The organism is Paenibacillus sp. NRS-1782 (assembly GCF_050467685.1).
Lineage (GTDB): Bacteria > Bacillota > Bacilli > Paenibacillales > Paenibacillaceae > Paenibacillus > Paenibacillus terrae_A.
Genome location: NZ_JBITPH010000016.1, coordinates 18,390 through 40,787, shown reverse-complemented (window position 1 = coordinate 40,787; position 22,398 = coordinate 18,390). Strand labels below are relative to the sequence as shown.

The following is a 22,398-nucleotide window of genomic DNA, read 5'->3' as shown; positions in this document are numbered from 1 at the left end:
AATATACCCGAATTGACGTGAAAAGGGGATGCAGGACGATGAACGAAGCATTTCAGCAGATGGCAGGACGGCTGATGGTCGCGTTAGATTACCCGGATGCGCAGCAGGCAGAGCGGCTCATTCAACAGCTGGAGGGTATTCCCTGTTATATAAAAGTAGGTATGCAGCTGTTTTATAGCGCAGGGCCTGCTTTTGTAGAGCAGCTAAAGTCGAGAGGCTACTCCGTATTTCTGGATTTGAAAATGCATGATATCCCCAACACCGTACGGGGAGGTGCGGAGAGCATCACCCGCCTGGGCGTGGATATGTTCAACGTACATGCTGCCGGAGGGCGAAATATGATGGCAGCCGCCAAGGCCGGGGCCGAAGCCGCGGTTTCCGCAGACAGCTCGCTTGCCATGCCGCTCATTATTGCTGTTACACAGCTAACCAGTACGGATCAGATAACGATGAACCAGGAGATAGGTATTCCTGGTACGGTACAGGATGCGGTCGTTCGATACGCACAACTGACCCGTGAGGCAGGCTTGGACGGAGTAGTGGCATCCCCGTTGGAAGTGCCTGCGATCCGCGCTGTTTGCGGGGCGGACTTCAAGACGATTACCCCTGGCATACGTCCGGCAGGCAGCACTACAGGCGACCAGTCACGTGTAGTGCTGCCTGGGCAGGCCATCGCCCAAGGCAGCAGCTACATCGTCGTTGGACGCCCTATTACGGCTGCATCAGACCCGCGTGCCGCAGCGGAACACATTATTGAGGAGATGAATCAAGTATGACTACATTAAATAATATCCCTGAGCAAATTGCATCCCATCTGTTACGTATTCAGGCGGTAGCGCTGCGTCCACAGCAGCCTTTTACATGGACATCCGGCATTAAATCGCCTATTTACTGTGACAACCGACTGACCATGTCCTACCCGGAGGTGCGCGAGCTGATTGCTGATTCGTTCGCTGCTGTGATCCGTGAGCAATATCCTGAAACCGAAGTCATTGCAGGCACGGCTACAGCGGGCATTCCTCATGCTGCCTGGGTGGCACAAAAGCTTAATCTGCCGATGGCGTATGTAAGGGACAAAGCTAAAGGACACGGCAAGGAGAACCAGATCGAAGGTCAGATTCGTGAGGGACAAAAGGTTATTGTTATCGAGGATCTCATTTCGACTGGCGGCAGCTCCATCAAAGCAGCGCAGGCCGTAGAGCAAGCAGGCGCCCATTCGTTAGCTGTACTCGCTATTTTCAGCTACCAGCTTGATAAAGCGACTCAAGCCTTTGCAGAAGCAGGTGTGAAGCTGCAAAGCTTGTCCAATTACACGGCCCTGATGGATGTCGCCTTGCGTGAAGGAACGATTCAGGAAGAAGAGTTGGAACTGCTGCGTTCCTGGCGTCAGGACCCGGCCTCCTTTGGCAAATAAGGCTTAGCATATAAAGTGTAACGAGGCCATTGATTAAAGTGACTCATACTCGTTGCAGATTGTTATGATGCAGGCCGTGTAATTCGAATTCGATCCGGTTACACTAACTTCTACCATCATGTGAAAAGAGGGAGTTCGGATGTATTGGATTTACTACGGCAGACTGTACACGACCAAATTTCAGGCAGGATGTCTGGCAAAAAGGCTGGAGCACGATGGCTGGATGTATGGCTACAACGATCCCCGCGCAGTGGAGGTGTACCGCTCGCGCAAAGGACGTTATGGTGTTCGATTTATTCCCTAGATTCATAAAAAAAAATTAAAAAAGAAAAATTTTCGGAAAACTATTGACGAAACACAAGAAAATGTTGTATATTAATTAACGCCGCTGTTTTATGTAAATGTAGCGTGAATATACATATTTTTTTGAGGGCCCTTAGCTCAGTTGGTTAGAGCGGTCGGCTCATAACCGATTGGTCGGGGGTTCGAGTCCCTCAGGGCCCATTTCCTCAAAAACCCTTGCATAGCAAGGGTTTTTTTTGTTGTCTTATATAGGGTTTATGAGCTTCTACATAAATGTCTTCTGAAATCATCCAAGTATCTTCCCACATCCCACGATCACACTCTCCGTCGCTTTCAAGACTCTTGAAAGCCTAATTTCTCAAGGACAATTAACCCAAATTTTGAAGTCATATTTATCCTCCAGTTCCTTTTGGATGGAGTATACTCCATAATCAGCACCGATAGGTTTTTTTGAGAGATGTGTATTTAAAATGTTAGAGGAGGGCAGAGAAAAATTATCCTTGTGAACAATAGTTGAGTTAGATAGTTCTTTTTTAACTTGTATGCGAATGTACTTTTACCAGAACCACCACAACCATCTACCCCAATCAGCAAAGTAGATTGCTTTTTAGATTTTTCGTTTATAGCATTTACGAAGTTTTGAAAAGAGTTGAAATGCCCCTCTATTATTTAGTAAATTATGATAAGCTAAGCTTATCATAGGTCGCTTCCGTTGAGAACGGACAGCTTAACGGTATGGAACTCATCAACTCACAGTTAGTTTACAATTAGATCTAAAAAGAGGACTCCACTGGCTGAATGCTGGTGTGAGTTCCAGTGTACTTCTTTAGATGACTTTAAACGTGAGCCTTTCATTGGAGAGGATTAATTAAGGCAGTTGACCTGCTCCGAGGTACTTATTATTTGAAGTACTCCATGAATACGTCGCTATAGCTAAATCCCATCCACCCTCAGGTCTGTACTTTTTCCAATATTGTTTAACGGTTCCCTTTATATCAACTTGTACACCCTGATCACCCATAATGGAAAGTTTATTAAATAATGTACCATTTCTATATTGATAAGCATAAAACTGTGTATTTGATGGCCCATATTCAAACGTTATTGCTACGTGCTTTTCTTTTTTAGATACTTGATAAATCTGGATGGTTGGCTGTTTAAAAAATTCATCACTTATTATATTTGTGTTAATTAATTCAACAGCCCCTTTAGAATTAACAAGAAAAAAATTACCCGCTTCAGTAAGTAGGAAGTATTCCTTTTTACCATCTCCGTTTAAATCTGCAGATTTGCTCAGTGTTATAATTTCACGAGGATATTTTTTCTTTAGGATTTCTTTGGTTTTGATTTCTACAGCAAATGTTGGAAATTGGAGGAATACAGAAACAATGATTACTGAGAAGAATACTAATATATATTTCTTCATTTTTATGACTCCTTATCCTTTTAATTTTCAAAACACAAAATTAGTCTATCAGAACTAGGAATATTTTTCTAGGTTGATTCACCTTGTTTAGAATGTATGTTCGTAATATAATTTTTGCAACGGCGAGGTAAGCGGGGGCTGATTGACTCCTACAATTCACTTACGTTCTTTTCGTTCCAAAAAGAAGCACTGCCCTAATAAACGGACAGTGCTTCTTTTGATATTCTCGAAATCGCTTAACAAAGTGCCTAAAAAACTCGCTACCAAATCACCATTTTGATAATGATCGTTGACTCCACATTCCCAGGAACACTTACTCCAATCTTAGAGCACCTTAACAGTGTATACCATTCTCAATTTACCGTTACCGCCGTAAATCTCAACTCTTGCAGTTGTTGCAGTGGTGGTTGTTACCACGCCAGAAGCGGAGATTGTCACATTTCCACTTGCCACTTTATAAGTATCCCCCGGGTAATTTGACAGCGCATAGGAATAATTTCGCGGTAACGTAGCAGTTCTGTAGTATACTCCGTTAACTTCTACAGTAGGCGTAATTATCGGTGAAGGACCTACTGCTGCGGACGCACTAGGGACGATGATACTACCAATGAGCCCCAAAGACATGACCGTTGATAATAATATTTTCTTAGTATTCATAAAAAATTCCTCCTGATGTATGATATGAGCTCCTAAAATATACCATGCAAAATTGTTGATTTCACTTCATTCGACAAATAGTGTCAAAATAGTACAATAAAACGATTCTAAAGTCCTATAAAATACAAAAGAATTAAAATATAACAATTTAAGTATTTACTTTTTAACTTACCGTACTTTTGAACTATCTCCATAGCTGTATAGTTTTTGACCCACACGGAATAAAAAACGGACGTCAGAGTGATTAGCCCCAAGTCCTTTCAAGTCTCTCACCGCTGACTGGATTCCTTTCTACCATACGTTGTTTTAATGCAGACAGTTCCGTGCATTTACGAATGGCTTCAGCGACCAATTTAGCGATCTGTCTTGCTCCTTCATCAGAAAAATGAGTATTATCCGTTACGCCAGCGGGGTAATTCGGATGTACTTTTTCAGGTAAATGCATAAATAGCTGCTTGGACCCTTCTTCTCCAAGGTTACGATAAAACTGCTGAGAGGCTTTAAAAATATCGAGCAGCGGTGTCCGCGTTTCCTCGGCTACTCGTCTCATCGCTGCGGGATAGGCTCCCACAGCAAGCGGATCAGGCTCTCCGTCTGCGATAAAGCGGCGGCGGCTTACAGAGGTCAACAGCACTGGAATTCCACCACGCTCCCGGGCAGACTCAATACATTGAATTAGGTTTAGGCGATAGTCCCCGTCAGGATCGGTATAGCGGGTGGGATCTTCCTTCTTCTCATCGTTGTGTCCAAATTGAATAAACAGATAATCGCCAGCTCGAAAATCCCTTTCAATATGAGCCAATCGACCTTCGGCTATAAAAGATTTAGTGCTTCGTCCATTAACCGCACGATTGTTCACTTGAACAGACGGATCAAAATAACTCTGCAAGTGTTCGCCCCAGCCTGTCATCGGTTTTTCGGTAGCTCCTTTTTGGGCAGCCGTGGAGTCACCAGCGATAAACAGCCTGGATGTGATCCGCTGCCCTTCCGTAACAAAGCTATGTTTTTGCAGCCACTTTTTCGCAAGAGCGAGCCATTGCTGGCATTCGCGGTTATCCTCAGCCAGTCCCAAGCCGTGTCGCCCTTCCTCAAATACATGCAGCTCAAATGGAATGCCTTCTCTGGATAATGCGGAAGCCAGCAACAAGCTGTTTTCGACCGGAACAGTGGCGTCATTGGCCGTAGTCCAAATAAAAGTTGGAGGGGTCTGTGAAGCCACTTGTTGATCGGATGAAAAGGCGTGAAGCTGCTCCTGTGTCGGCTGTTCACCTAAAAAACGAGTGCGGCTTCCGATGTGCGTATAAGCATCATGAAACGTAATCACAGGATAGCCCAACAGCAGAAGATCGGGTTTTTCCACCCCTCTGGTAGCGACAATGGAGGCCAAGTGCCCGCCTGCTGAAAATCCAACCAGACCTACTTGCTCCGGAATTACTTTCCAGTTTTTGGGCGTTTGTCGAATCCACCTCAGGGCATGTTCCACATCCTCCAACAAGGAATCGACCTCAAAGTCTCCGACTTGATAATGCAGCACACCTGCATGAATACCTAAATCATTCAACCACCGAGCTATGGGCTCTCCCTCATGTGATGCCAAGTGCTCGTAGCCACCGCCGGGCAGTACCAATATAAAAGGGCGAGCTTCATGGGCCACTGCTGGATAGAGGGAGAGAAAGGAAGTGTCTGCTGGAAATTCTTTTTTTACAATCTGATCTTTATGACTAACAACATGTAACATAAGGTACCTCCAAATTCCTTTTTTAAATTCTGCAAGCCTGCTTGAAGAGTGGGCTTAAGCCCAGGTTTGTTTTTTAAATAAATGCACACGTGAAAAAAATGATTTAAACCTTGTTATGAAAGCGCTATAATTTTGGTATGATGCAAAGAACCAAAGGGGGAGCGCAATGAAAAGAGGCAGAATGTTTTACACCATTTTTATTACGATTCTGGTTTTGGGAATAGGGCTGGTGGCCAGCTTCGGCAGCTACATCTATTTTACAACAATTAGCTCAGTCATGGAAAGAGTTTCCAACAGTAAACAAAGCTACATGACTCAGATCAAAAACAGTCTGGAGCAGAAAATCCAAACGATTGAATATGCTTTCAATACGTATAGTACGACCAGTTCATTTGATGAAGTCGTAAAACATCCCATTACAGAAAAAGATTTTGTAGCGTATCGGAATGTGAATTCGCAACTCAATTATATTGCTACGATGGGATTAGAAGGAACGGAATACTCACTGATTAGCCTGGATCAGAATTGGAAAATCTCCAATGGAAGCCTGTCCTATTTGACGAAAACTGAACGAGAGAAGCTATTTAAAACCTATATCGACCATCAGGATAAGGGGCTATTCTGGATTAAAACAGACAAGGGAATCCGCTTTGTAAATACTTTGCCTGTATTCTCCAAAAAGAAGCAAGCCATTGCGCTGTCGGATATTTCGTTGCAAACGTTAAATCGTACAATGCAGGCAGAGGATCACATGGCCGTTTTTATTCTGAATAAACAAGGCGATTTATTGTACGAAACGGAGCCCGTTGAACAATTATTATCCGCCCAGCAGCTTCAGCACATTTCAGAGGCTACGGCTACACCCGACAATTCAGGCATGTTGACACTGGAAAAAACGAAGCATCAGCCTGGTCAGCAGGTCATTTATGCCAAGTCCGCTTATAACAACTGGACCTACTTAACGATATTAGATAAAAAGGAGATTTCGAATGCATTCCAAACGACTAAATTTGGAATCATCACGATGGTACTTGTACTCACGCTCTTGATTGTAGTGGTGGCGTATATGGTAGCCGTTTATTTTACAAAGCCATTCCAGCAAATTAAACGCAGCCTGCCTAAGAATCCTAATTTTTCGTTCAAAAATGAGCCTTCCAGAAATGAAATTGACTGGATTATTGATTCGATTGACAGCATTGTAACGGAAAAGGAGAGCCTGGAAAGCCTCATTCAGTCCGAAATGCCACAGCTTGAAACCCAATTGATTCTCAACCTGTTCCGCAGGCGTATTTCAGCAGAGGAGCTGGTACGAAAAATGCCACGCTTGGGCTATCCACAACTTGAGAACCCCATGTATATTACCCTGTTGATCCAACTGGATAATCTGGGAGATCGGGAGCCCTCGGATAAGGACGTTTTACTGCTGGCCATTAACAAAATCGTAGAAGAGACCATTCCAAAGCAGCAGCGAATGCTTCCCATTATTTTGAACGATGACATCCAGGCGACCATTTTAATGTTTACAGGAAAGAACGAACAGGAAATAAACAAGCAAGTGCTGGACGATGCCACCCTTTTAATTCGAACTGTAAAAGAGTATTTGAATGTATCCATCAGTATCGGCATTAGTAAGTCGTATGACAATTTGTTAGAAAGCAAGGAAGCCTGTGAGATGAGTAAGCAAGCCTTGCACCACCGTTTAAATTTAGGCAAAGAATCCATTATATTTTATGAAGACATTTCCACGGTCATTTCAGGTCCGGTGCTGCTTCATTATCCGACGGAATTGGAATCGCAGCTGTTTGACGCTATTCGAATAGGAGATGAAGAGCAAGTACGACTTACCGTACATTCCTTATTGACTGAAATCATGACAAAGAACAATCATTCCATGAACTTTGAGGTGCTGTTGGTGCGGTTTGTGAATAATCTCATTCAATTGGAGCAGCTGCTAGGGATCGAAGTGCTGCTGACGCAGAACAATCATGCGTTGTACCATCGTTTGCTGGACATTCGTAATCCGGAAGAGATCGAGCGTATGCTGGTGGAGCAAGTCATTTCCCCTATGGTAAAAAGTATGAAGGAGAAGACGAACCAGCAATTCCGCTGTCTCTCTGAGAAAATTGCCGCCATAATCCGAGCTGAATATGACCAGGAATTGTCACTGGAGCTTATTGGGGACCGTCTTCATTACAATCCCAATTATTTAAGCAGTATTTTCAAAAAAGAATATGGTACGACGTTCAGCGAATATCTGATGGGCTACCGGCTGCAAATGGGCAAGAAGTGGCTCGTTGAAACAGATATGACGATTAAAGAAATCGCCGAGCGATTGCAATATCATAATCCGCAGAACTTTATCCGCTCGTTTCGGAAAAAGGAACAGGTCACGCCCGGAGCATACCGCAAGATGAAGCAAGCGAATTGAGCTGAAATTTCACTGGCAATCGAGGGGCAGCTTATCCTTTTACCGCCCCTAATAATGCCCCTTTGACAAAGTGTTTTTGTACAAATGGATACACGATTAGCATAGGAACGGTTGCCACCACAATGACCGCCATCTTAATCGTCTGTGCAGGTGGGATGACATCCACAGAGGTTCCTTCTGCCTGCATACCACTGGAAACGATTACAATTTGGCGAAGCAAGACCTGAATGGGCCATTTGGCGGAGTCATTGATATAGAGAATGGCATGCATATACGTATTCCAGTAGGCTACCGCGTAGAAAAGTGAAATGGTTGCAATCGAGGGCATCGCTAACGGCAGCATGATTTTAAAGAAGATGCCAAAATCGTTGCACCCGTCCATCTTGGCCGATTCCTCCAGATCATCCGGCAACGCCTGAAAAAAGTTTCGCATAATAATCAGGTTAAACGCATTAATGGCCACGGGAAGTATAAGGGACCAATACGAATTGATAAGCCCCATGCTTTTTACAACCAGAAAAGTTGGAATCATCCCTCCGCTAAACAACATGGAAAACACCACAATGAAGTTAATCGTATTTCGGCCAAGCAGATATCTTCGGGATAATCCGTACGCCATAAAAGCAGTAAAGATCATACTCACCACGGTACCGACGACAGTCACTCCGATCGAAACCCCTAGTCCTCTGAAAATCGTTGGGGTCGACAGGATATACCGATATGCATCCAGGGAAAAAGTGACAGGGAACAAAATGAATTTTTTAGCTACCACTTCTTGGGTTGAAGCAAAGGAGCTGGCAATGATATTCAGAAAAGGCAAGAGACAAGTGAGGGCAATGAGAATTAATAAAGTACTGTTTACAATGGTAAAAATACGACTGCCCAGCGATTCTTTTTTTAGTGATGTTTGCGCCAAGTGTATGACCTCCTCGTAATCGTTTACATGTAAACTGTACCAAGAGGGTGGAATTCCGTATATAATCAAATCTTGAGGTGTTCTCCTAAGCATGGAAATAAGAGGGTAATCATTAGGTTGTGTAGTAATCATTAGGTAAGGTGAAAAGCCGGAAAATAGGCGGTATATAAGGTTTTGTAAACGCTATCATTTGATGATTATATGCGTAACGCCAAAAATCACGTACTCTTGAAAACGTATACATAAACGTTTGAAGGAGGTCGAGCTAATGAAAGCTTCAAGTGTCCCGTCACCGAACATGAAACCGAATCTGAAAATGAAAAAGAACAACAGAACGACGGAAAATCTTTTACGTATGCAAAAACATAAGTTGCTGTACCTGATGGTTTTACCCGGACTAGTGTACTTCATTATTTTTAAATATTTCCCTATGGGCGGTTTGGTCATTGCGTTTCAGGATTATCAAGCCTTTCTGGGAATCACGGGTAGCCCGTGGGTAGGAATGAAGCATTTCATTCGTTTATTTACCGAGCCCACGTTTTTCATGCTATTACGTAACACCCTGGTTATATTTGCGCTCAACATTGTGATTTTCTTTCCATTACCGATCATTTTGGCATTGATGCTGAATGAGGTCAGGAAGCGTGTGTTTAAAAATATCATTCAAACGATTATCTACATCCCGCACTTTATGTCATGGGTCATCATTGTTTCGATTTCTTATGTATTTTTAACCGTAGACGGCGGAGTACTAAATGAAATGATTGCTGCGCTAGGCGGTGAGAAGATCAGCTTCTTAACTTCCCAGGAATGGTTGCGTACCGTTTATATGGGGCAAGTGATCTGGAAGGAACTAGGCTGGTCTACCATCATTTATCTGTCGGCGATTACGGTCGTGGATACGCAACTGTATGAGGCAGCAGAAATGGACGGTGCCGGACGTCTCCGAAAAACATGGCATGTTACCTTGCCTGCAATTCGCCCAGTCATTATTACGTTGTTAATTTTGAAAATTGGCAGCACGCTGGATTTGGGATTTGAGCATATGTATCTGCTATTGAACTCACTAAACCGCGAGGTTGCTGAAATCTTTGATACTTACATTTATACAGCGGGCTTAAAGAATGGACAATTGAGTTTTAGTACGACGGTAGGACTTTTTAAAGGCGTGGTGGGATTAATTCTAATTATGGGCTCCAATCGACTGGCCAAGAAATTTGGTGAAGACGGCGTTTACTAATGACGACGGGAAGGATGCGAAATGGTACGGTTTGTAGAAAACATGAACAAATGGTGCATGCGGCTGCTCCGGCTGGTTTACCTTAATTTGCTGTGGACGGTTGCAACGATCCTGGGCTTGGGCTTTATAGGTGTGGGACCTGCAACTGTCGCTATGCTCAGTATTTTAAGGCAATGGATTCGGGGGAATGAGGAGGTCGCCATTTTCTCTGCGTTTGTACGTTACTTTAAAGAAAGCTTTAAAGAAGCCGCGATCATTGGAGCCATTTACAGCCTCGTGGGCTACGTACTCTACGTGGATATCGTCAATGTCTCGTCCTGGTATGTTCGCGTAGTGACGCTGATTGGAGCCTTTTTGTATCTCATCTCTCTGGCGTACATTTTCCCGTTACTGGCTCATTATGATTGGAAAGGGATTAAGCTGAAAATCAGAATGTCCGTGGTGATTGGGTTTTCGTATTTGCAATATACACTTGTTCTTTTTGTTGCGATTGTCGCGCTTTTTACATTGATTCTAGGCTTGTACCCAGGAATTCTGACTTTTGCCGGAGCCAGTATCATCGGTTATCTCGTGATGTGGATGACGCATCAGGTGTTTAGCAAAATAGAGCGAGAGGTTCTGGTGAAAGAGGAAGATATGGCATGAATATACGATCAGAAAAGGAGCAAACACAATGAAAAAAGGAATCACGATGAAAAAGGGAATATCGGGCCTTCTTGCCGTACTTATGGTCATGAGTGTTTTTTTAGCTGCTTGCGGTGACAAGGGGGCAGAGGATCAAGGCAGCCAAACCTATGACCCGAATTCAAAGCTGGAATTAACCTGGTTAAATGTATTGCATACAGCCTCTCCACCTACAAACACGATTAAGAACAAAATTGAAAAAAACACCAATTCCAAGATTACGTTCAACTGGGTTCCTGATGCGTCCAAGGAAGAGAGGATCACTACAGCGCTGGCGTCCGGTGAATTGGCGGATATCGTGACTCTTACGATGATGACAAATTCTTCAGTTCGAAGTTCATTGAAATCAGGTCTATTCTGGGATGTAGGGAGCTATTTGGACGATTATGACAATTTAAAAAAGATACCTCCCGAAGTTAGAAATGCAGCTTCCATCGAGGGTGTTCTGTATGGAGTTCCATTCCAGAAAAATTTGGCACGAGCAGGCTTGGTTATTCGCAAAGATTGGCTGGATCGTTTAGGACTTAAAGTACCTACGACCCTGGATGAGCTTTACGAAGTTGCGAGAGCGTTTACAGAAGATGATCCGGACGGTAATGGTAAAAAGGATACGACAGGCTTTGGCGACAGATCTGATCTGCGCTACAGCAGCTTTAAAACCTTAAGCTCTTATTTTGGCACACCTAATGGCTGGAAAGTTGATGAGAATGGCAAGTTTACGCCGGAATTTGATACACCTCAATATTTGGAAACGATAAAGTATTCCAATAAATTATATAAGAACGGGTATATATCGAAGGATTTCGCCGTAACCGCTAAAACCGATCAGCAGCAGCAATTTGCTCAAGGGAAAACCGGAATTTATACGGGAATGGTGGATATCACCAACTTGAGAAATCTGTCACAAGGATTGCAAAAGGGGCTTGAATTGGTGCCTGTAAACAAAATTTCCAATGGAGACGGTAAATATCACATTTGGTCCGAGGGCAGCGGAGTTGGCGGTTTGCTGGCATTTCCTAAATCCGAGGTGAAGACGGAAGCTCAATTGAAAAGATTGCTTCAATTTGTCAATGATTTGATTGATGAAGAAGTATTTATGGACATGACAGGTGGTATCAAGGGAACTCATTATGACATTGATAATGAAGGAGCTTTCAGAATTATTAACACCGATTTGTGGCAAGCAGATGTACAGCCGTTTGCAAGCTCCAGACCGAGTGAAGTAACTTACACGTTAAAAGATGCCAACCCTGAAAAGGAACTGGCCAATCAATTAATCAAGGAAAATAACGAATTTGCCGTTTTGGACCCAACCGTTCCTCTGGATTCTGTAACTGCCAATGAAAAAGGAACTGAACTCGAAAAAATTATTACCGATGCTACGTTCAAATTTATTATGGGTGAGACCGATGAAGCCGGATTTAAAGCAGCGGTAGAAAACTGGAAAAATTCCGGTGGATCACAGATTATTACTGAATACGAAGAAGCGTATAAGAAATCGAAAAAATAAGGATATAGATATAGGTTGAACATCAGTGTACATGAAGTGCCACTACGCAGGCGGATGGTGCTTACCATCGCTGACGCTTGTTCAGCACCATTCCGCCTACTCCGTTTTCCAGTGTATTTTTAAGTTCAGCCTATATAAATTATTTGCGCATTCACAAATACGATGACAGGAGAGAGCGAGATGCAAGTGTATAACATTGTAGATTATGGAGCACCTCAGGATGGTACGACGTTGGCAACAGGGGCGATTGCGGCTGCGATTGAAGCGGCTAGCCATGCCGGGGGAGGAACGGTATTTGTTCCCTCGGGTACGTATCTGACAGGCGCTATCTTTCTGAAAAGTAACATTGAGCTGCATGTAAGCCCCGGTGCAATTCTTTCCTTCAGTACGGATTTGGTTGATTATCCAGTAGTAGAATCCAGATGGGAAGGCGTTCAGCGAGAAGTACATGCGTCGTGTATTTATGGACAGAACCTGGAGAATATTTCAGTTACAGGCAGCGGAACGCTGGACGGAAATGGTCAACCGTGGTGGGAAAAGCATCGGAATCATCCCGAGGAGTTACAGTACCCGAGACCCAAATTAATCAGCTTTGACCGTTGTCAGCGGGTCACCATTAAAGATATCATGTTGAAAAATTCCCCCAGTTGGACTGTAAACCCTATCGCTTGTTATAACGTTACGATTGACAATGTGTCCATTCTTAACCCGGCGGATTCCCCCAATACGGATGGCATTAATCCCGAATCCTGTTCCAATGTTCGTATTAGTAACTGCAATATTGATGTGGGCGATGATTGTATTGCGATTAAAGCAGGAACCGAGGATACACAGGAGAGGATTCCTTGTGAAAATATAACGATTACCAACTGTACGATGGTGCATGGACATGGCGCTGTCGTACTGGGAAGCGAGATGAGTGGAGATATCCGTAATGTCACGATCAGCAATTGTGTGTTTAAGCAAACGGATCGGGGCATCCGCCTGAAATCAAGACGGGGACGCGGCGGAATCGTCGAGGATATTCGTGTTAGCAATATTGTGATGGAAGATGTGATTTGCCCATTTATTCTGAACCTCTATTATTTCTGCGGACCTCGGGGTAAAGACAAATATGTCTGGGACAAAAATCCCTATCCAATTACCGATGAAACGCCTTGCTTTAGACGGATTCATTTTTCCGATATCACGGCACGACAGGTTCATGCGGCTGCTGGGTTCTTATACGGACTTGCAGAACAATATATTGCTGAAATTACATTTTCCAATATTGATATTTCTATGGCGAAAAATGCGATTCCCGGCCGTCCTGCCATGATGACAGGGATCGAAGATATGAACAACCGTGGTTTTTATTTAGGCAATGTGAGAGATATCCGTTTTCAACAGGTGACTATTGAGAATCATGAAGGTCCCGCTTTTTATATTGAAAACGGGGAAGGCGTTGAAGTCAACCGTTGTCATTCGAAGAATACAAACCAGCCTGAAAAGCTGATTGAACAAGTGACGATACAACCTTCTGAACAAAATATTTTTAATTGAGGATTTTGCAAAAATCCTGATTTAGGAGGGGCATAGAAGGAGGGAAAACGTGGATAAGCTGCAAGCATTATTGGGTGACCTTCCGGCAGACCGACCCGTTACGGCCACCCTGCTAAAGCAAGAGGAGCAAGAGGGATACCAATTGAAATATCTCCTGCTGGACATCAACGGAATCGAGCCTGTGCCAGCTTATATAGCCACACCATTACAAGGAAACGGTCCGTTTCCATTGGTCATTTTCAACCATTCGCATGGAGGCAATTATACCAATGGACGCAAGGAATTTATCCATAGCAGCCCTTACTTGCAGCAGCCCTCGTTTGCTAAAACCCTGACAGACATGGGCTATTGCGCTTGTTGTATTGACATGTGGGGCTTTAATGAACGCGGGGGTAAAACCGAAAGCGAGCTGGTAAAGGAGATGCTCTGGCAGGGCCAAGTGCTGTGGGGCATGATGCTGTACGATAACCGTCGTCTGGTGGATTATATGTGCCAGCGAGAGAATGTTGATGCTTCTCGCATTGCAACGATTGGCATGTCGATGGGGGGCCTGATGGCGTGGTGGCTGGCAGCGCTAGATGAGCGGATACAGGTCACGATTGATATTTGCGGACAGGTAGATGCCCATACGCTGATCGCCAAAAGGGGACTGGATCACCATGGCTTCTATTCCTATGTCCCCGGCTTGCTTAAGCATTTTACCACGCTGGATATTCAAAAGCGGATTGTTCCCCGTCCACGAATGAGCATAACAGGTCAAAATGATCGAATGTGTCCTATTGAAGGAGTCGAGCATCTGGCGCAAGGACTGCTGGAAGCTTACCAGGAAGCAGGTCGCCCTGAGCATTGGCAGCCTGTGATTGCAGGTGGTGGGCATATGGAGACTTTGGAAATGCGAACGGCGTGGCAATCATTTTTAGCAGAACATCTGTAATTCCAATGAAAGGATTGGGGCAACCATGCTGGTAGGGAAAGAATCCTTTTGTGATTTCCATACGATTCAAGAGGCGATTGCTGCATTGGAGCAGTCGCCTTCCAATGAAATGGAAACGCTGTATATTTTATCGGGTACCTACGAGGAAGAGGTGCGAATTTACCGTTCGTATCTTCATATCATAGGCATCGGACAGGTAGACATTCGAATGCATCGATATGCCAAGGAGCGGGATGAGGCAGGGGAGGAAATAGGGACCTTTGCGACTCCCACTTTATTTTTAGGCGGTAGCCATCTGATGTTGGAAAATCTCACGATTTCCAACACAGCGGGACAGGGGGAAGCCATTGGGCAGGCTGTTGCTGTATATGCTCACTGTGATAAAACGGTTTTTAGAAACTGCACCTTTCGCGGGCATCAGGATACGTTATTTACAGGTCCCTTGCCTCCGGCACCGAAAGAACGGCTAAAGTTTGGCGGCATCCATTTAAAAGAACATCATGCCCACTATCGCCAGCTCTATCAGCATTGCTATATCGAGGGCACGGTCGATTTTATTTTTGGCGGGGCGACAGCTTATTTTGAACATTGCGAAATTCGCAGTTTGCGCCATCATGAGAACCAAACGAGCTACGTTACAGCCGCTTCCACTCCCCACGGACAAGCGTATGGCTATGTATTCAATCATTGCTGCTTAAGCGCAGAGCCTGATATTACCCCGGTATTTTTGGGGCGGCCGTGGCGTGAGTATGCCAAGACCGTATTTGTGGATTGTAAAATGGGCGAACATATTGATCCACGGGGTTGGGACAATTGGGACGATTCTGCAAATGAGAAAACGGTTTGCTATCAGGAGTATGGTGTATCCGATGTTGCCTCGTTGCTTAGGCAGCGTGTTCCGTGGGCGGGTTGTTTTGAAGCAGGAGCAGAAGCGTGGAGCAAGGAGCAGGTTTTTGGTGGAGACACTTTTTGGAAGCAAGGAGGAGCAATTTCTCATGATGATCCAAAATCCCATATTAAAAGGCTTTAATCCCGATCCGTGTATTGTACGAGTCGAGGATACTTACTATATTGTCGTGTCATCGTTTGAGTGGCTGCCGGGAGTACGGGTCTATCAGTCCACAGATTTGGCACATTGGGAGCACTGCACAGATATTTTGACCGATCAGGTTGATTTAAAAGGAAACCCGAAAAATTGCAGCATTTGGGCGCCGCAGCTGAGCTACGCGGATAACCTTTTTTATCTGCTCTATACGGATGTAAAGAGCACCAGACGTCCGTTTAAGGACGTTCATAATTTTGTGATGACGGCGCCTGCGATCCATGGGCCATGGTCGGACCCGGTATATCTCAACAGCAGTGGATTCGATCCGTCTTTATTTCACGACGAGGATGGACGTAAATGGCTATTGAATGCATTGTGGGATTACCGCATGGTGGACAGCAATAAATCTTCAGGTATTGTTATGCAGGAATACGATAGCGGACAGCAACGACTGATTGGCGAGCCTGTGAAAATTTTTGATTGCACGACTTTGAAAAAGACAGAGGCCCCTCATATCTACAAGAAAAATGGATATTACTACCTTATTACAGCGGAAGGTGGAACGGGTACGGGACATGCGGTAACCGTAGCCCGTTCGAAGCAGCTATTCGGGCCTTATGAAGTAGACCCGCATAACCCGATGCTTACGTCACGCGATCGTCCTGAATTCCCTTTACAATGTGCAGGACATGGCAGTCTTGTACAGACGCCAGATGGTGATTGGTATATGGCTCATTTATGTACTCGTCCATTGGAAGGGAAGTATGCCATTTTAGGGCGAGAAACAGCCTTGCAGCACGTGTACTGGAATGATGAAGGCTGGCTGCGATTAACCGGCGGGGGCCATACGCCGCAATTAGAAGTGCCTGCACCGATCGGAACCACTTTCCCGGCAGGGCACAAGGACAGCTTTGTATTCGAAGACTTTTTCGAGGGGCCCATTTTAAATAAAACGTGGAACACATTGCGTATACTGGCGGATGACCGTTGGTGCTCACTGAGCCAGCGTCCGGGCTATCTCCGAATTTTGGCTGGAGAATCCATTCAAAGTCTGTTTCAGCATCATGTGCTTGCCATCCGGCAAACCGATCATCATTTTCGGGTAGAAACGGCCTTGGAATATCAACCTGTTAGCTATTTGCAAATGGCGGGGCTCCTGCTGTATCTAAATGAAGAAAATTATTTATATGCTTATGTCAGCTATGAAGAGGCACAAGGGAAAGTGCTACGCATGATGCGATGTGAAGCAGATACATTCACATTAGTTCCCCATGCGATTACACTTCAGGAGGAGCTCCCTATACATTTGGCCGTAGAAGTCCATGCAACCCAAGGACGGTTTTATTACCATGTCGGGAATGAACCTACCTGGACTCCGCTTTTTGAAAAGCAAAATATCAGCTTTTTATCAGGTGGATTTACAGGGAATTTTGTAGGGATTGCCGCCCACGACATGCAACAATTTCAAGGCAGCTACGCTGATTTTAGCCACTTTCTGTATCATGGGCAAGATCATCTATCCTCTTAAAATACCTTTCTTTCGTTAGGAGTATTTATCAAGGTATTTTTTTCAAGCCCTTGTTCTTAGCAGGGGCTTTTTGCAATTTTTCATGAACCTGAAGTCAATTGGATTATTTTGGAGGAGTTCAGTTATAATGAAATCAATATGTATAGTAAAATCATCGGAATAAGCGAAGAGGGGGAATAATCCATGAATCCCGTGTTACATCATTACATTGCAGGACTTGAATTTTCCGGGGTGCTTTTTTTTATGGGCTTGAAAGCTGTACCTGTTCACCTTTTCACGTTATAACCTCGCAAAACTTCTAAAAAAACGGTGGTCGCTTTCGTTTCAAATACCGCAGAAGGGGTCAGAAAAGAGAATTTCCGAACGACCGGGAAACCACTTATATCCAACACTTTTAAAGTGCCCAAGGTGAGTTCCTTTTGAATCGTCCACTGTGACAGCAAAGAAATGCCCAAGCCTGCTTCTACAGACTCTTTAATAATCTGGGTGCTGCCAAAATCCATAATATGAGCAGGGGCAAACTGAAATCGTGCAAACATCTTTTCCGCCGCTTCCCGGGTTCCAGAGCCTTCTTCGCGCAGAATCCATATGTCCTCTTGTAGCTCACTTAATCCCACTTGAGCTTTACTAGCCAAACGATGATGATGTGGAACGACGATATACATTTCATCTTCTGCAAACGGTTCAATATACAAATGGTCATGTTGAAATTGTCCTTCAATAATCCCGACATCCAGTTGATTGCGGATCACCAATCTTTCAATTTCCTGAGTGTTGCCGATGCTAATGGAGGGCTGAATGAGTGGATATTGACTTCTCATTTGCGCAATCACATGAGGAAGTACGTACTCTCCGTACGTGTAGCTTGCGCCAATGGACAGATTGCCCTTTGTCGTATTCATCAACTCGTCCACTAAATACTGCATTCGGGTGTGGAGGCGGATCATTTCCTGGGCATGATGATACACAATTTCACCGGCTTTGGTTAAACGCACATATTTATTACTTCGCTCCAAAAGCCGGGCTCCCACGGTACGCTCCAGCGTTTGAATGTATTGACTGACGGCGGGCTGGGTCATGTGTAGCTCTTCGGCTGTTCTTGTGAAGTTTTGTTTTTCTGCGACCATAACAAATACGATTAAAGATTGATCCAAAGCCAACTCCTCCATTTTCATCATACCTATTTACTTATGGATACCATTATAATGATTTATTTTTCTTATGACAAAATACGCATTAAGCTTTATGAAGACAGAATTGGAGGTATTCACCATGAGCAGTCACATAAAGCGCATGAAATGTTCATTAAATTCCGGCTTATCACAAAAGCGTTCTTCACACTCTAACCCAAATCGCTTTATCCAGCGTATCTTAGGCATTGGACTGACCATGATATTTGCATCCGTGGGGTATGGTCTGAACGAAATACCTGGCTTTCATTATGTAGGCCCTTTGGCTTGCGCCATGTTTCTCGCAGTCTTATACCGACAGCTCTGGGGATATCCCGAAGCTTTACGCTCAGGGGTTGAGTTTTCGGCTAAAAAATTACTGCGAGGGGCTATCGTATTATACGGACTAAAGCTCAATATGGATGTTGTTATTCATCACGGTATGGGCTTGCTCCTGCGTGATGTGGGTACCGTCATATTTTCCATCCTGTTTACGATGTGGCTGGCCAAGCGCTTTAAGGCAGATGCTTCGCTCTCGCTTCTTCTCGGTATTGGGACAGGTGTCTGCGGTGCGGCTGCACTTGCGGCTGTTTCTCCCCTGTTGAAATCCAAGGATGAGGATACGGCTATAGGAGTAGGGCTTATTGCTTTGGTCGGAACCGTATTTGCCATTTTGTTTACCGTCCTTCGATCCTGGCTTCCTTTGACGGATATGCAATATGGAATATGGTCAGGCATCAGCCTGCATGAGATTGCACATGTGGCCTTAGCTGCCGAGCCTGCTGGGCAGGATGCTCTCGCGATTGGCTTACTAGCCAAGCTGGGCCGTGTCTTTTTACTAATACCGCTGAGCTTTATGATCATGTACTGGATGAAGCGAACCGGAAAGATCCGTTCGGATGCGAAAATGGAGTTTCCCTGGTTTCTCATTGGATTTGTCATCACAAGTTTGATCGGTAGCTATGTTTTGGGAAAATATATCGTAGTTCCTTCTAGTCTGATGAACGGACTTTCTCACATCACCACATTTATGCTAACGATGGCAATGGTAGGCATGGGGCTGAATGTGAGCTTTAAGACCTTGCGGGAGAAAGCGGTGCTTCCCTTACTGGTGCTGTCCATCACCTCGGTCATTCTTGCAGGCTTAACATTTTTGACCGTGTGAATAAGGATACAAAAGAAGTCTCTGCTCGCTATGTAGCTGGTAGAGACTTTTTAGTGCTGTAAATGATAAACTTGAGATATATGATGACTTATCCGTAACTTTTACATATGATTTGCGTCTATCAAAATGGCGGGTACTGAGGATACTAGATTGCACGATTTTTATAAGTGAAAATTTATAGAATGGTAGGGTACATAATGAAGAAAATTTGTTTTTTGGCTTTTTTATTTCTGTTTTTATGGGGATTTCCAGGGCAAACTTACGCTACGTCTTCAAGTTCACATATTGAGCTGGATGGTAAAGATTTAAGTACTGCGAAGGGAATTCAGATTCAGGAAATACAGGGGAGTGTGTTGGTCCCACTTCGTCTCATTGTGGAGGAATTAGGTTATAAGGTCAATTGGGAGTCCAAGACAAGTACGGTAACGATACAGGATCGAGATCATAACCTCAGTCTTCAGGTAAATAACCCCATAGCGTCTGTCGATGGTCTTCAAATGGGGTTGACGGTAGCTCCAATGCTTAAAGGCGGGACGACTTATGTTCCGCTTCGCTTTGTATCTGAACAGACAGGGCTTGATGTGGCATGGAGCAGCAAGCTAAAAACGGTGTTTCTGACCTCCCCGCCTGTCATCTTTTCCGACGGACATGCTCAGGGAATCGATGTCTCTCACTATAATGGCAATATAGATTGGCAGCAGGTTGCGGCGGCAGGCAAGACATTTGCTTTCATCAAGGCTACTGAGGGGATAACATATCAAGATAATCAATTTTTAGCAAATGTTCAGGGAGCGAGGGATGCCAACATACTGGTCGGTGCTTATCACTTTTTGAACGCTACAACTACGGATGGTGCTCGTCAGGAAGCTGCTAATTTTGCCAGAGCTATAGAATCAGCAGGTGGCAGTCTGGATCTGCCACCCGTGATGGATTATGAAAATAACCCAAAAGGTCTTACTCCTGCGCAAATTAGTGAAGTGGCTCATGCATTTTTGGATGAAACGGAGAAGCTTACCGGTCGTCTGCCAATCGTGTACACGGGAAATGTCTTTGCTTCCAAGTTTGATCCTACATTTTCTATGTATAAATTGTGGGTAGCCAGATATAGCACCACTCAAAAACCGACGGCAGTTCCAGCCTGGGATAACTGGTGGGCCTGGCAGTACAGTAGCACAGGTAGCGTTCCCGGTATCCGTGGTAATGTGGATTTGAATGAATTCAATGGAACGATAGATGAACTCCGTTCTTCGCTGGCGGGAGATATTGAATAGCAGAAGCTTATGACAATAGTAAATCCTCGCGAATCCGGTATAGGATCGGCGAGGATTTTTGGAGTCTAATCGTCTAATTGGGCATAATCCATACGATTTCACAGATCCGGACAAAGAATTTCTTACCGTACACATCCAAAATAACATGATCAGGCTTACAATCCACTACACAACCGTCAATTCTGCCACGAGTGGTCTCCAGTACAACATATTTGCCAATAACCGATTTTAATGTTTCTACCACATACGGGTCTACAGGGGTTACCATGATGTGATGAGGGTTATGGTGGTGATGAGGAAAAGGTTGGTTCGTACTGTAATTAAGCGCTTGATTTGGATTCAATTGCTTCACTCCTTCAGGATTAATTGTGATATCTTATGCTCCTGCCCAGAAAGGGTGTAGGCGGATGCCCAATCAACGGAAAAATTCACATCATTGCCGATAAGCCCGGTCCATAGGAAGCCTCTATACATAAGCTATGATGTACCTTGAATTGAAGGAGGAACTTATCCATGGGTGAATGCGAAAGAGGTTGTGGCGGTCAAGTTGGAGGCTACGGTGGTTGGACATCAACAGGGGCTATCCTGGTACTGTTCATTCTGCTGGTCATCATCACCAAGTCGTTATGGATCTAATTTGAAATGAGTGTATTAAATCCCTCACCGGTGTATAGCTGGTGGGGGATTTATCGTTTTAAGGGATTCAAGTGACTTGTTTGGATAGTAAAACACCCCAAATAGCAGTTACCACTACCTGACGGATGAGTGTCGGGGGTGGTAGCTGTCATATGAGGTGTCACACTTGTTAGACAGGGCTTGACGTGGAGCAGCGGATTAAATTAAAGCAATTGCCAGCAGGGTGAACAGGCTCAAGGTTAAGACTTGATTACCATATCCATAGCCAGGATAAAATGCAGAGGTTTGAACACGCCCGTTGGATTCCGCTTTTAAGTACACATTATTGCGATCCACCTTCACGACGGTGCCTTCGTGCTGTTGTCCGTCCACGGTCAAAACACGTACTCTTCTGTTCATACAGCCCAAGCAGTTGTAATAAGCGTCCATTCAATCACCCCCTCTTGTACATTCGCATTTTATGAGAGGAATGATGTAACGGTAACGGCTAATATACAGGGAGAGGGCATTCCCACGGATTTATGATCTTATCGTGGTTAGATCCATTCAATAATAAGGGGGAGATGAGAAAGGTCCAACTTGAATTCTTTGCTGATAATATTATCCAATAACACTTAAAAGAACTAGGAGGTGTAGATGTAAACACATCAAGCTGGATTATCGAAAAAATTGTAATGTAATTCGGTGAAAATTTCTTCCATGAATGGTTAGAAATAGCATAGAAGCGGAGTAAAGAAATTAGTGTTCCTCGTTGGAGCGAAAGTATTACCATTCATTTATAGGGTACGATGA

The 22,398-nt window shown here is 44.3% G+C and carries 21 protein-coding genes, 1 tRNA gene and 1 pseudogene; 15 read left to right on the top strand and 8 right to left on the bottom strand.

From position 1 onward, the window contains the following. Nucleotides 1-38 precede the first annotated feature (38 nt). From pyrF to ACIFQM_RS06380, 4 genes are all read left to right on the top strand, one after another. Nucleotides 39-776, top strand: a complete 738-nt coding sequence (pyrF, locus tag ACIFQM_RS06395; protein ID WP_430041823.1) for an orotidine-5'-phosphate decarboxylase — start codon at nucleotides 39-41, stop codon at nucleotides 774-776. Continuing rightward, nucleotides 773-1,414, top strand: a complete 642-nt coding sequence (gene pyrE / locus ACIFQM_RS06390; protein ID WP_430041826.1) for an orotate phosphoribosyltransferase — start codon at nucleotides 773-775, stop codon at nucleotides 1,412-1,414. The genes pyrF and pyrE overlap by 4 nt, the downstream gene beginning before the upstream one ends. A gap of 139 nt (nucleotides 1,415-1,553) precedes the next feature. Beyond that, complete coding sequence (locus ACIFQM_RS06385; protein WP_014282411.1) at nucleotides 1,554-1,718, top strand: hypothetical protein; 165 nt, start codon at nucleotides 1,554-1,556, stop codon at nucleotides 1,716-1,718. Between the two features lie 126 nt (nucleotides 1,719-1,844). Then, nucleotides 1,845-1,918: transfer RNA gene (locus ACIFQM_RS06380), tRNA-Ile, on the top strand. 5 nt (nucleotides 1,919-1,923) lie between these two features. Here the strand turns inward: ACIFQM_RS06380 and ACIFQM_RS06375 are convergent. From ACIFQM_RS06375 to ACIFQM_RS06360, 4 genes and pseudogenes are all read right to left on the bottom strand, one after another. After that, a pseudogene (locus ACIFQM_RS06375) lies at nucleotides 1,924-2,383 on the bottom strand (uridine kinase). 202 nt (nucleotides 2,384-2,585) lie between these two features. Further along, nucleotides 2,586-3,143, bottom strand: coding sequence for a hypothetical protein (locus ACIFQM_RS06370; RefSeq protein ID WP_430041828.1), 558 nt, complete (start codon nucleotides 3,141-3,143; stop codon nucleotides 2,586-2,588). Between the two features lie 324 nt (nucleotides 3,144-3,467). After that, a complete protein-coding gene (locus ACIFQM_RS06365; RefSeq protein ID WP_430041830.1) occupies nucleotides 3,468-3,800 on the bottom strand; it encodes a hypothetical protein in 333 nt (110 codons plus the stop codon). 244 nt (nucleotides 3,801-4,044) lie between these two features. Beyond that, on the bottom strand, nucleotides 4,045-5,538 hold the full coding sequence (locus ACIFQM_RS06360) for a GDSL-type esterase/lipase family protein (protein WP_430041832.1): 1,494 nt from the start codon (nucleotides 5,536-5,538) through the stop codon (nucleotides 4,045-4,047). A 166-nt stretch (nucleotides 5,539-5,704) separates the two neighbouring features. On the opposite strand from ACIFQM_RS06360, the gene ACIFQM_RS06355 reads away from it, so the two are divergent. Next, a complete protein-coding gene (locus tag ACIFQM_RS06355; RefSeq protein WP_430041833.1) occupies nucleotides 5,705-7,966 on the top strand; it encodes an AraC family transcriptional regulator in 2,262 nt (753 codons plus the stop codon). 31 nt (nucleotides 7,967-7,997) lie between these two features. On the opposite strand, the gene ACIFQM_RS06350 is transcribed toward ACIFQM_RS06355, so the two are convergent. Next, the gene (locus tag ACIFQM_RS06350) at nucleotides 7,998-8,882 is read right to left on the bottom strand and encodes a carbohydrate ABC transporter permease (RefSeq protein ID WP_430041835.1); all 885 of its coding nucleotides are present in this window, start codon (nucleotides 8,880-8,882) and stop codon (nucleotides 7,998-8,000) included. A gap of 268 nt (nucleotides 8,883-9,150) precedes the next feature. Between ACIFQM_RS06350 and ACIFQM_RS06345 the strand changes: the two genes are divergently transcribed. The 7 genes from ACIFQM_RS06345 (at nucleotide 9,151) to ACIFQM_RS06315 (ending at nucleotide 17,365) form a co-directional block, all read left to right on the top strand. Next, nucleotides 9,151-10,122: an ABC transporter permease gene (locus tag ACIFQM_RS06345; protein ID WP_430041837.1), complete on the top strand. Its 972-nt coding sequence runs from the start codon at nucleotides 9,151-9,153 to the stop codon at nucleotides 10,120-10,122. Nucleotides 10,123-10,143: 21 nt separating this feature from the next. Further along, entirely contained in the window at nucleotides 10,144-10,767 is a 624-nt protein-coding gene (locus ACIFQM_RS06340; protein ID WP_430041839.1) for a YesL family protein, read from the top strand. Nucleotides 10,768-10,795: 28 nt separating this feature from the next. Next, entirely contained in the window at nucleotides 10,796-12,316 is a 1,521-nt protein-coding gene (locus ACIFQM_RS06335; protein ID WP_430041841.1) for an extracellular solute-binding protein, read from the top strand. Between the two features lie 180 nt (nucleotides 12,317-12,496). Continuing rightward, complete coding sequence (locus ACIFQM_RS06330; protein WP_430041843.1) at nucleotides 12,497-13,858, top strand: glycoside hydrolase family 28 protein; 1,362 nt, start codon at nucleotides 12,497-12,499, stop codon at nucleotides 13,856-13,858. Nucleotides 13,859-13,907: 49 nt separating this feature from the next. Further along, on the top strand, nucleotides 13,908-14,792 hold the full coding sequence (locus ACIFQM_RS06325) for a dienelactone hydrolase family protein (RefSeq protein WP_430041844.1): 885 nt from the start codon (nucleotides 13,908-13,910) through the stop codon (nucleotides 14,790-14,792). Nucleotides 14,793-14,817: 25 nt separating this feature from the next. Continuing rightward, nucleotides 14,818-15,822 (top strand): pectinesterase family protein, encoded by a 1,005-nt coding sequence (locus tag ACIFQM_RS06320; protein ID WP_430041845.1) that lies wholly within the window; start codon nucleotides 14,818-14,820, stop codon nucleotides 15,820-15,822. Next, nucleotides 15,788-17,365 carry a glycoside hydrolase family 43 protein gene (locus tag ACIFQM_RS06315; protein ID WP_430041847.1) on the top strand — a complete coding sequence of 526 codons (1,578 nt, stop codon included), beginning with the start codon at nucleotides 15,788-15,790 and terminating at the stop codon, nucleotides 17,363-17,365. Before ACIFQM_RS06320 ends, ACIFQM_RS06315 begins: the two co-directional genes overlap by 35 nt. Nucleotides 17,366-17,631: 266 nt before the next feature. On the opposite strand, the gene ACIFQM_RS06310 is transcribed toward ACIFQM_RS06315, so the two are convergent. After that, nucleotides 17,632-18,519 (bottom strand): LysR family transcriptional regulator, encoded by an 888-nt coding sequence (locus ACIFQM_RS06310; RefSeq protein ID WP_430041849.1) that lies wholly within the window; start codon nucleotides 18,517-18,519, stop codon nucleotides 17,632-17,634. A 118-nt stretch (nucleotides 18,520-18,637) separates the two neighbouring features. Here ACIFQM_RS06310 and ACIFQM_RS06305 point away from each other — a divergent pair, with 118 nt between their 5' ends. Continuing rightward, nucleotides 18,638-19,699, top strand: a complete 1,062-nt coding sequence (locus tag ACIFQM_RS06305; protein WP_430041852.1) for a YeiH family protein — start codon at nucleotides 18,638-18,640, stop codon at nucleotides 19,697-19,699. A gap of 197 nt (nucleotides 19,700-19,896) precedes the next feature. Then, entirely contained in the window at nucleotides 19,897-20,970 is a 1,074-nt protein-coding gene (locus tag ACIFQM_RS06300) for a GH25 family lysozyme (RefSeq protein ID WP_430041854.1), read from the top strand. Nucleotides 20,971-21,043: 73 nt separating this feature from the next. On the opposite strand, the gene ACIFQM_RS06295 is transcribed toward ACIFQM_RS06300, so the two are convergent. Further along, on the bottom strand, nucleotides 21,044-21,313 hold the full coding sequence (locus ACIFQM_RS06295; protein ID WP_430041857.1) for a YuzF family protein: 270 nt from the start codon (nucleotides 21,311-21,313) through the stop codon (nucleotides 21,044-21,046). Nucleotides 21,314-21,483: 170 nt separating this feature from the next. Between ACIFQM_RS06295 and ACIFQM_RS06290 the strand changes: the two genes are divergently transcribed. Further along, a complete protein-coding gene (locus ACIFQM_RS06290) occupies nucleotides 21,484-21,606 on the top strand; it encodes a hypothetical protein (RefSeq protein ID WP_014282395.1) in 123 nt (40 codons plus the stop codon). Nucleotides 21,607-21,804: 198 nt separating this feature from the next. Here the strand turns inward: ACIFQM_RS06290 and ACIFQM_RS06285 are convergent, their stop codons facing one another. Further along, nucleotides 21,805-22,035 (bottom strand): hypothetical protein, encoded by a 231-nt coding sequence (locus ACIFQM_RS06285; RefSeq protein WP_430041859.1) that lies wholly within the window; start codon nucleotides 22,033-22,035, stop codon nucleotides 21,805-21,807. Between the last annotated feature and the right edge of the window lie 363 nt (nucleotides 22,036-22,398).

Coding starts and splice junctions, on each gene's coding strand:
- pyrF (WP_430041823.1), top strand. CDS start 39: ATGAACGAAGCATTTCAGCAGATGGCAGGACGGCTGATGGTCGCGTTA.
- pyrE (WP_430041826.1), top strand. CDS start 773: ATGACTACATTAAATAATATCCCTGAGCAAATTGCATCCCATCTGTTA.
- ACIFQM_RS06385 (WP_014282411.1), top strand. CDS start 1,554: ATGTATTGGATTTACTACGGCAGACTGTACACGACCAAATTTCAGGCA.
- ACIFQM_RS06370 (WP_430041828.1), bottom strand. CDS start 3,143: ATGAAGAAATATATATTAGTATTCTTCTCAGTAATCATTGTTTCTGTA.
- ACIFQM_RS06365 (WP_430041830.1), bottom strand. CDS start 3,800: ATGAATACTAAGAAAATATTATTATCAACGGTCATGTCTTTGGGGCTC.
- ACIFQM_RS06360 (WP_430041832.1), bottom strand. CDS start 5,538: ATGTTACATGTTGTTAGTCATAAAGATCAGATTGTAAAAAAAGAATTT.
- ACIFQM_RS06355 (WP_430041833.1), top strand. CDS start 5,705: ATGAAAAGAGGCAGAATGTTTTACACCATTTTTATTACGATTCTGGTT.
- ACIFQM_RS06345 (WP_430041837.1), top strand. CDS start 9,151: ATGAAAGCTTCAAGTGTCCCGTCACCGAACATGAAACCGAATCTGAAA.
- ACIFQM_RS06340 (WP_430041839.1), top strand. CDS start 10,144: ATGGTACGGTTTGTAGAAAACATGAACAAATGGTGCATGCGGCTGCTC.
- ACIFQM_RS06335 (WP_430041841.1), top strand. CDS start 10,796: ATGAAAAAAGGAATCACGATGAAAAAGGGAATATCGGGCCTTCTTGCC.
- ACIFQM_RS06330 (WP_430041843.1), top strand. CDS start 12,497: ATGCAAGTGTATAACATTGTAGATTATGGAGCACCTCAGGATGGTACG.
- ACIFQM_RS06320 (WP_430041845.1), top strand. CDS start 14,818: ATGCTGGTAGGGAAAGAATCCTTTTGTGATTTCCATACGATTCAAGAG.
- ACIFQM_RS06315 (WP_430041847.1), top strand. CDS start 15,788: ATGATGATCCAAAATCCCATATTAAAAGGCTTTAATCCCGATCCGTGT.
- ACIFQM_RS06305 (WP_430041852.1), top strand. CDS start 18,638: ATGAGCAGTCACATAAAGCGCATGAAATGTTCATTAAATTCCGGCTTA.
- ACIFQM_RS06300 (WP_430041854.1), top strand. CDS start 19,897: ATGAAGAAAATTTGTTTTTTGGCTTTTTTATTTCTGTTTTTATGGGGA.
- ACIFQM_RS06290 (WP_014282395.1), top strand. CDS start 21,484: ATGGGTGAATGCGAAAGAGGTTGTGGCGGTCAAGTTGGAGGCTACGGT.
- ACIFQM_RS06285 (WP_430041859.1), bottom strand. CDS start 22,035: ATGGACGCTTATTACAACTGCTTGGGCTGTATGAACAGAAGAGTACGT.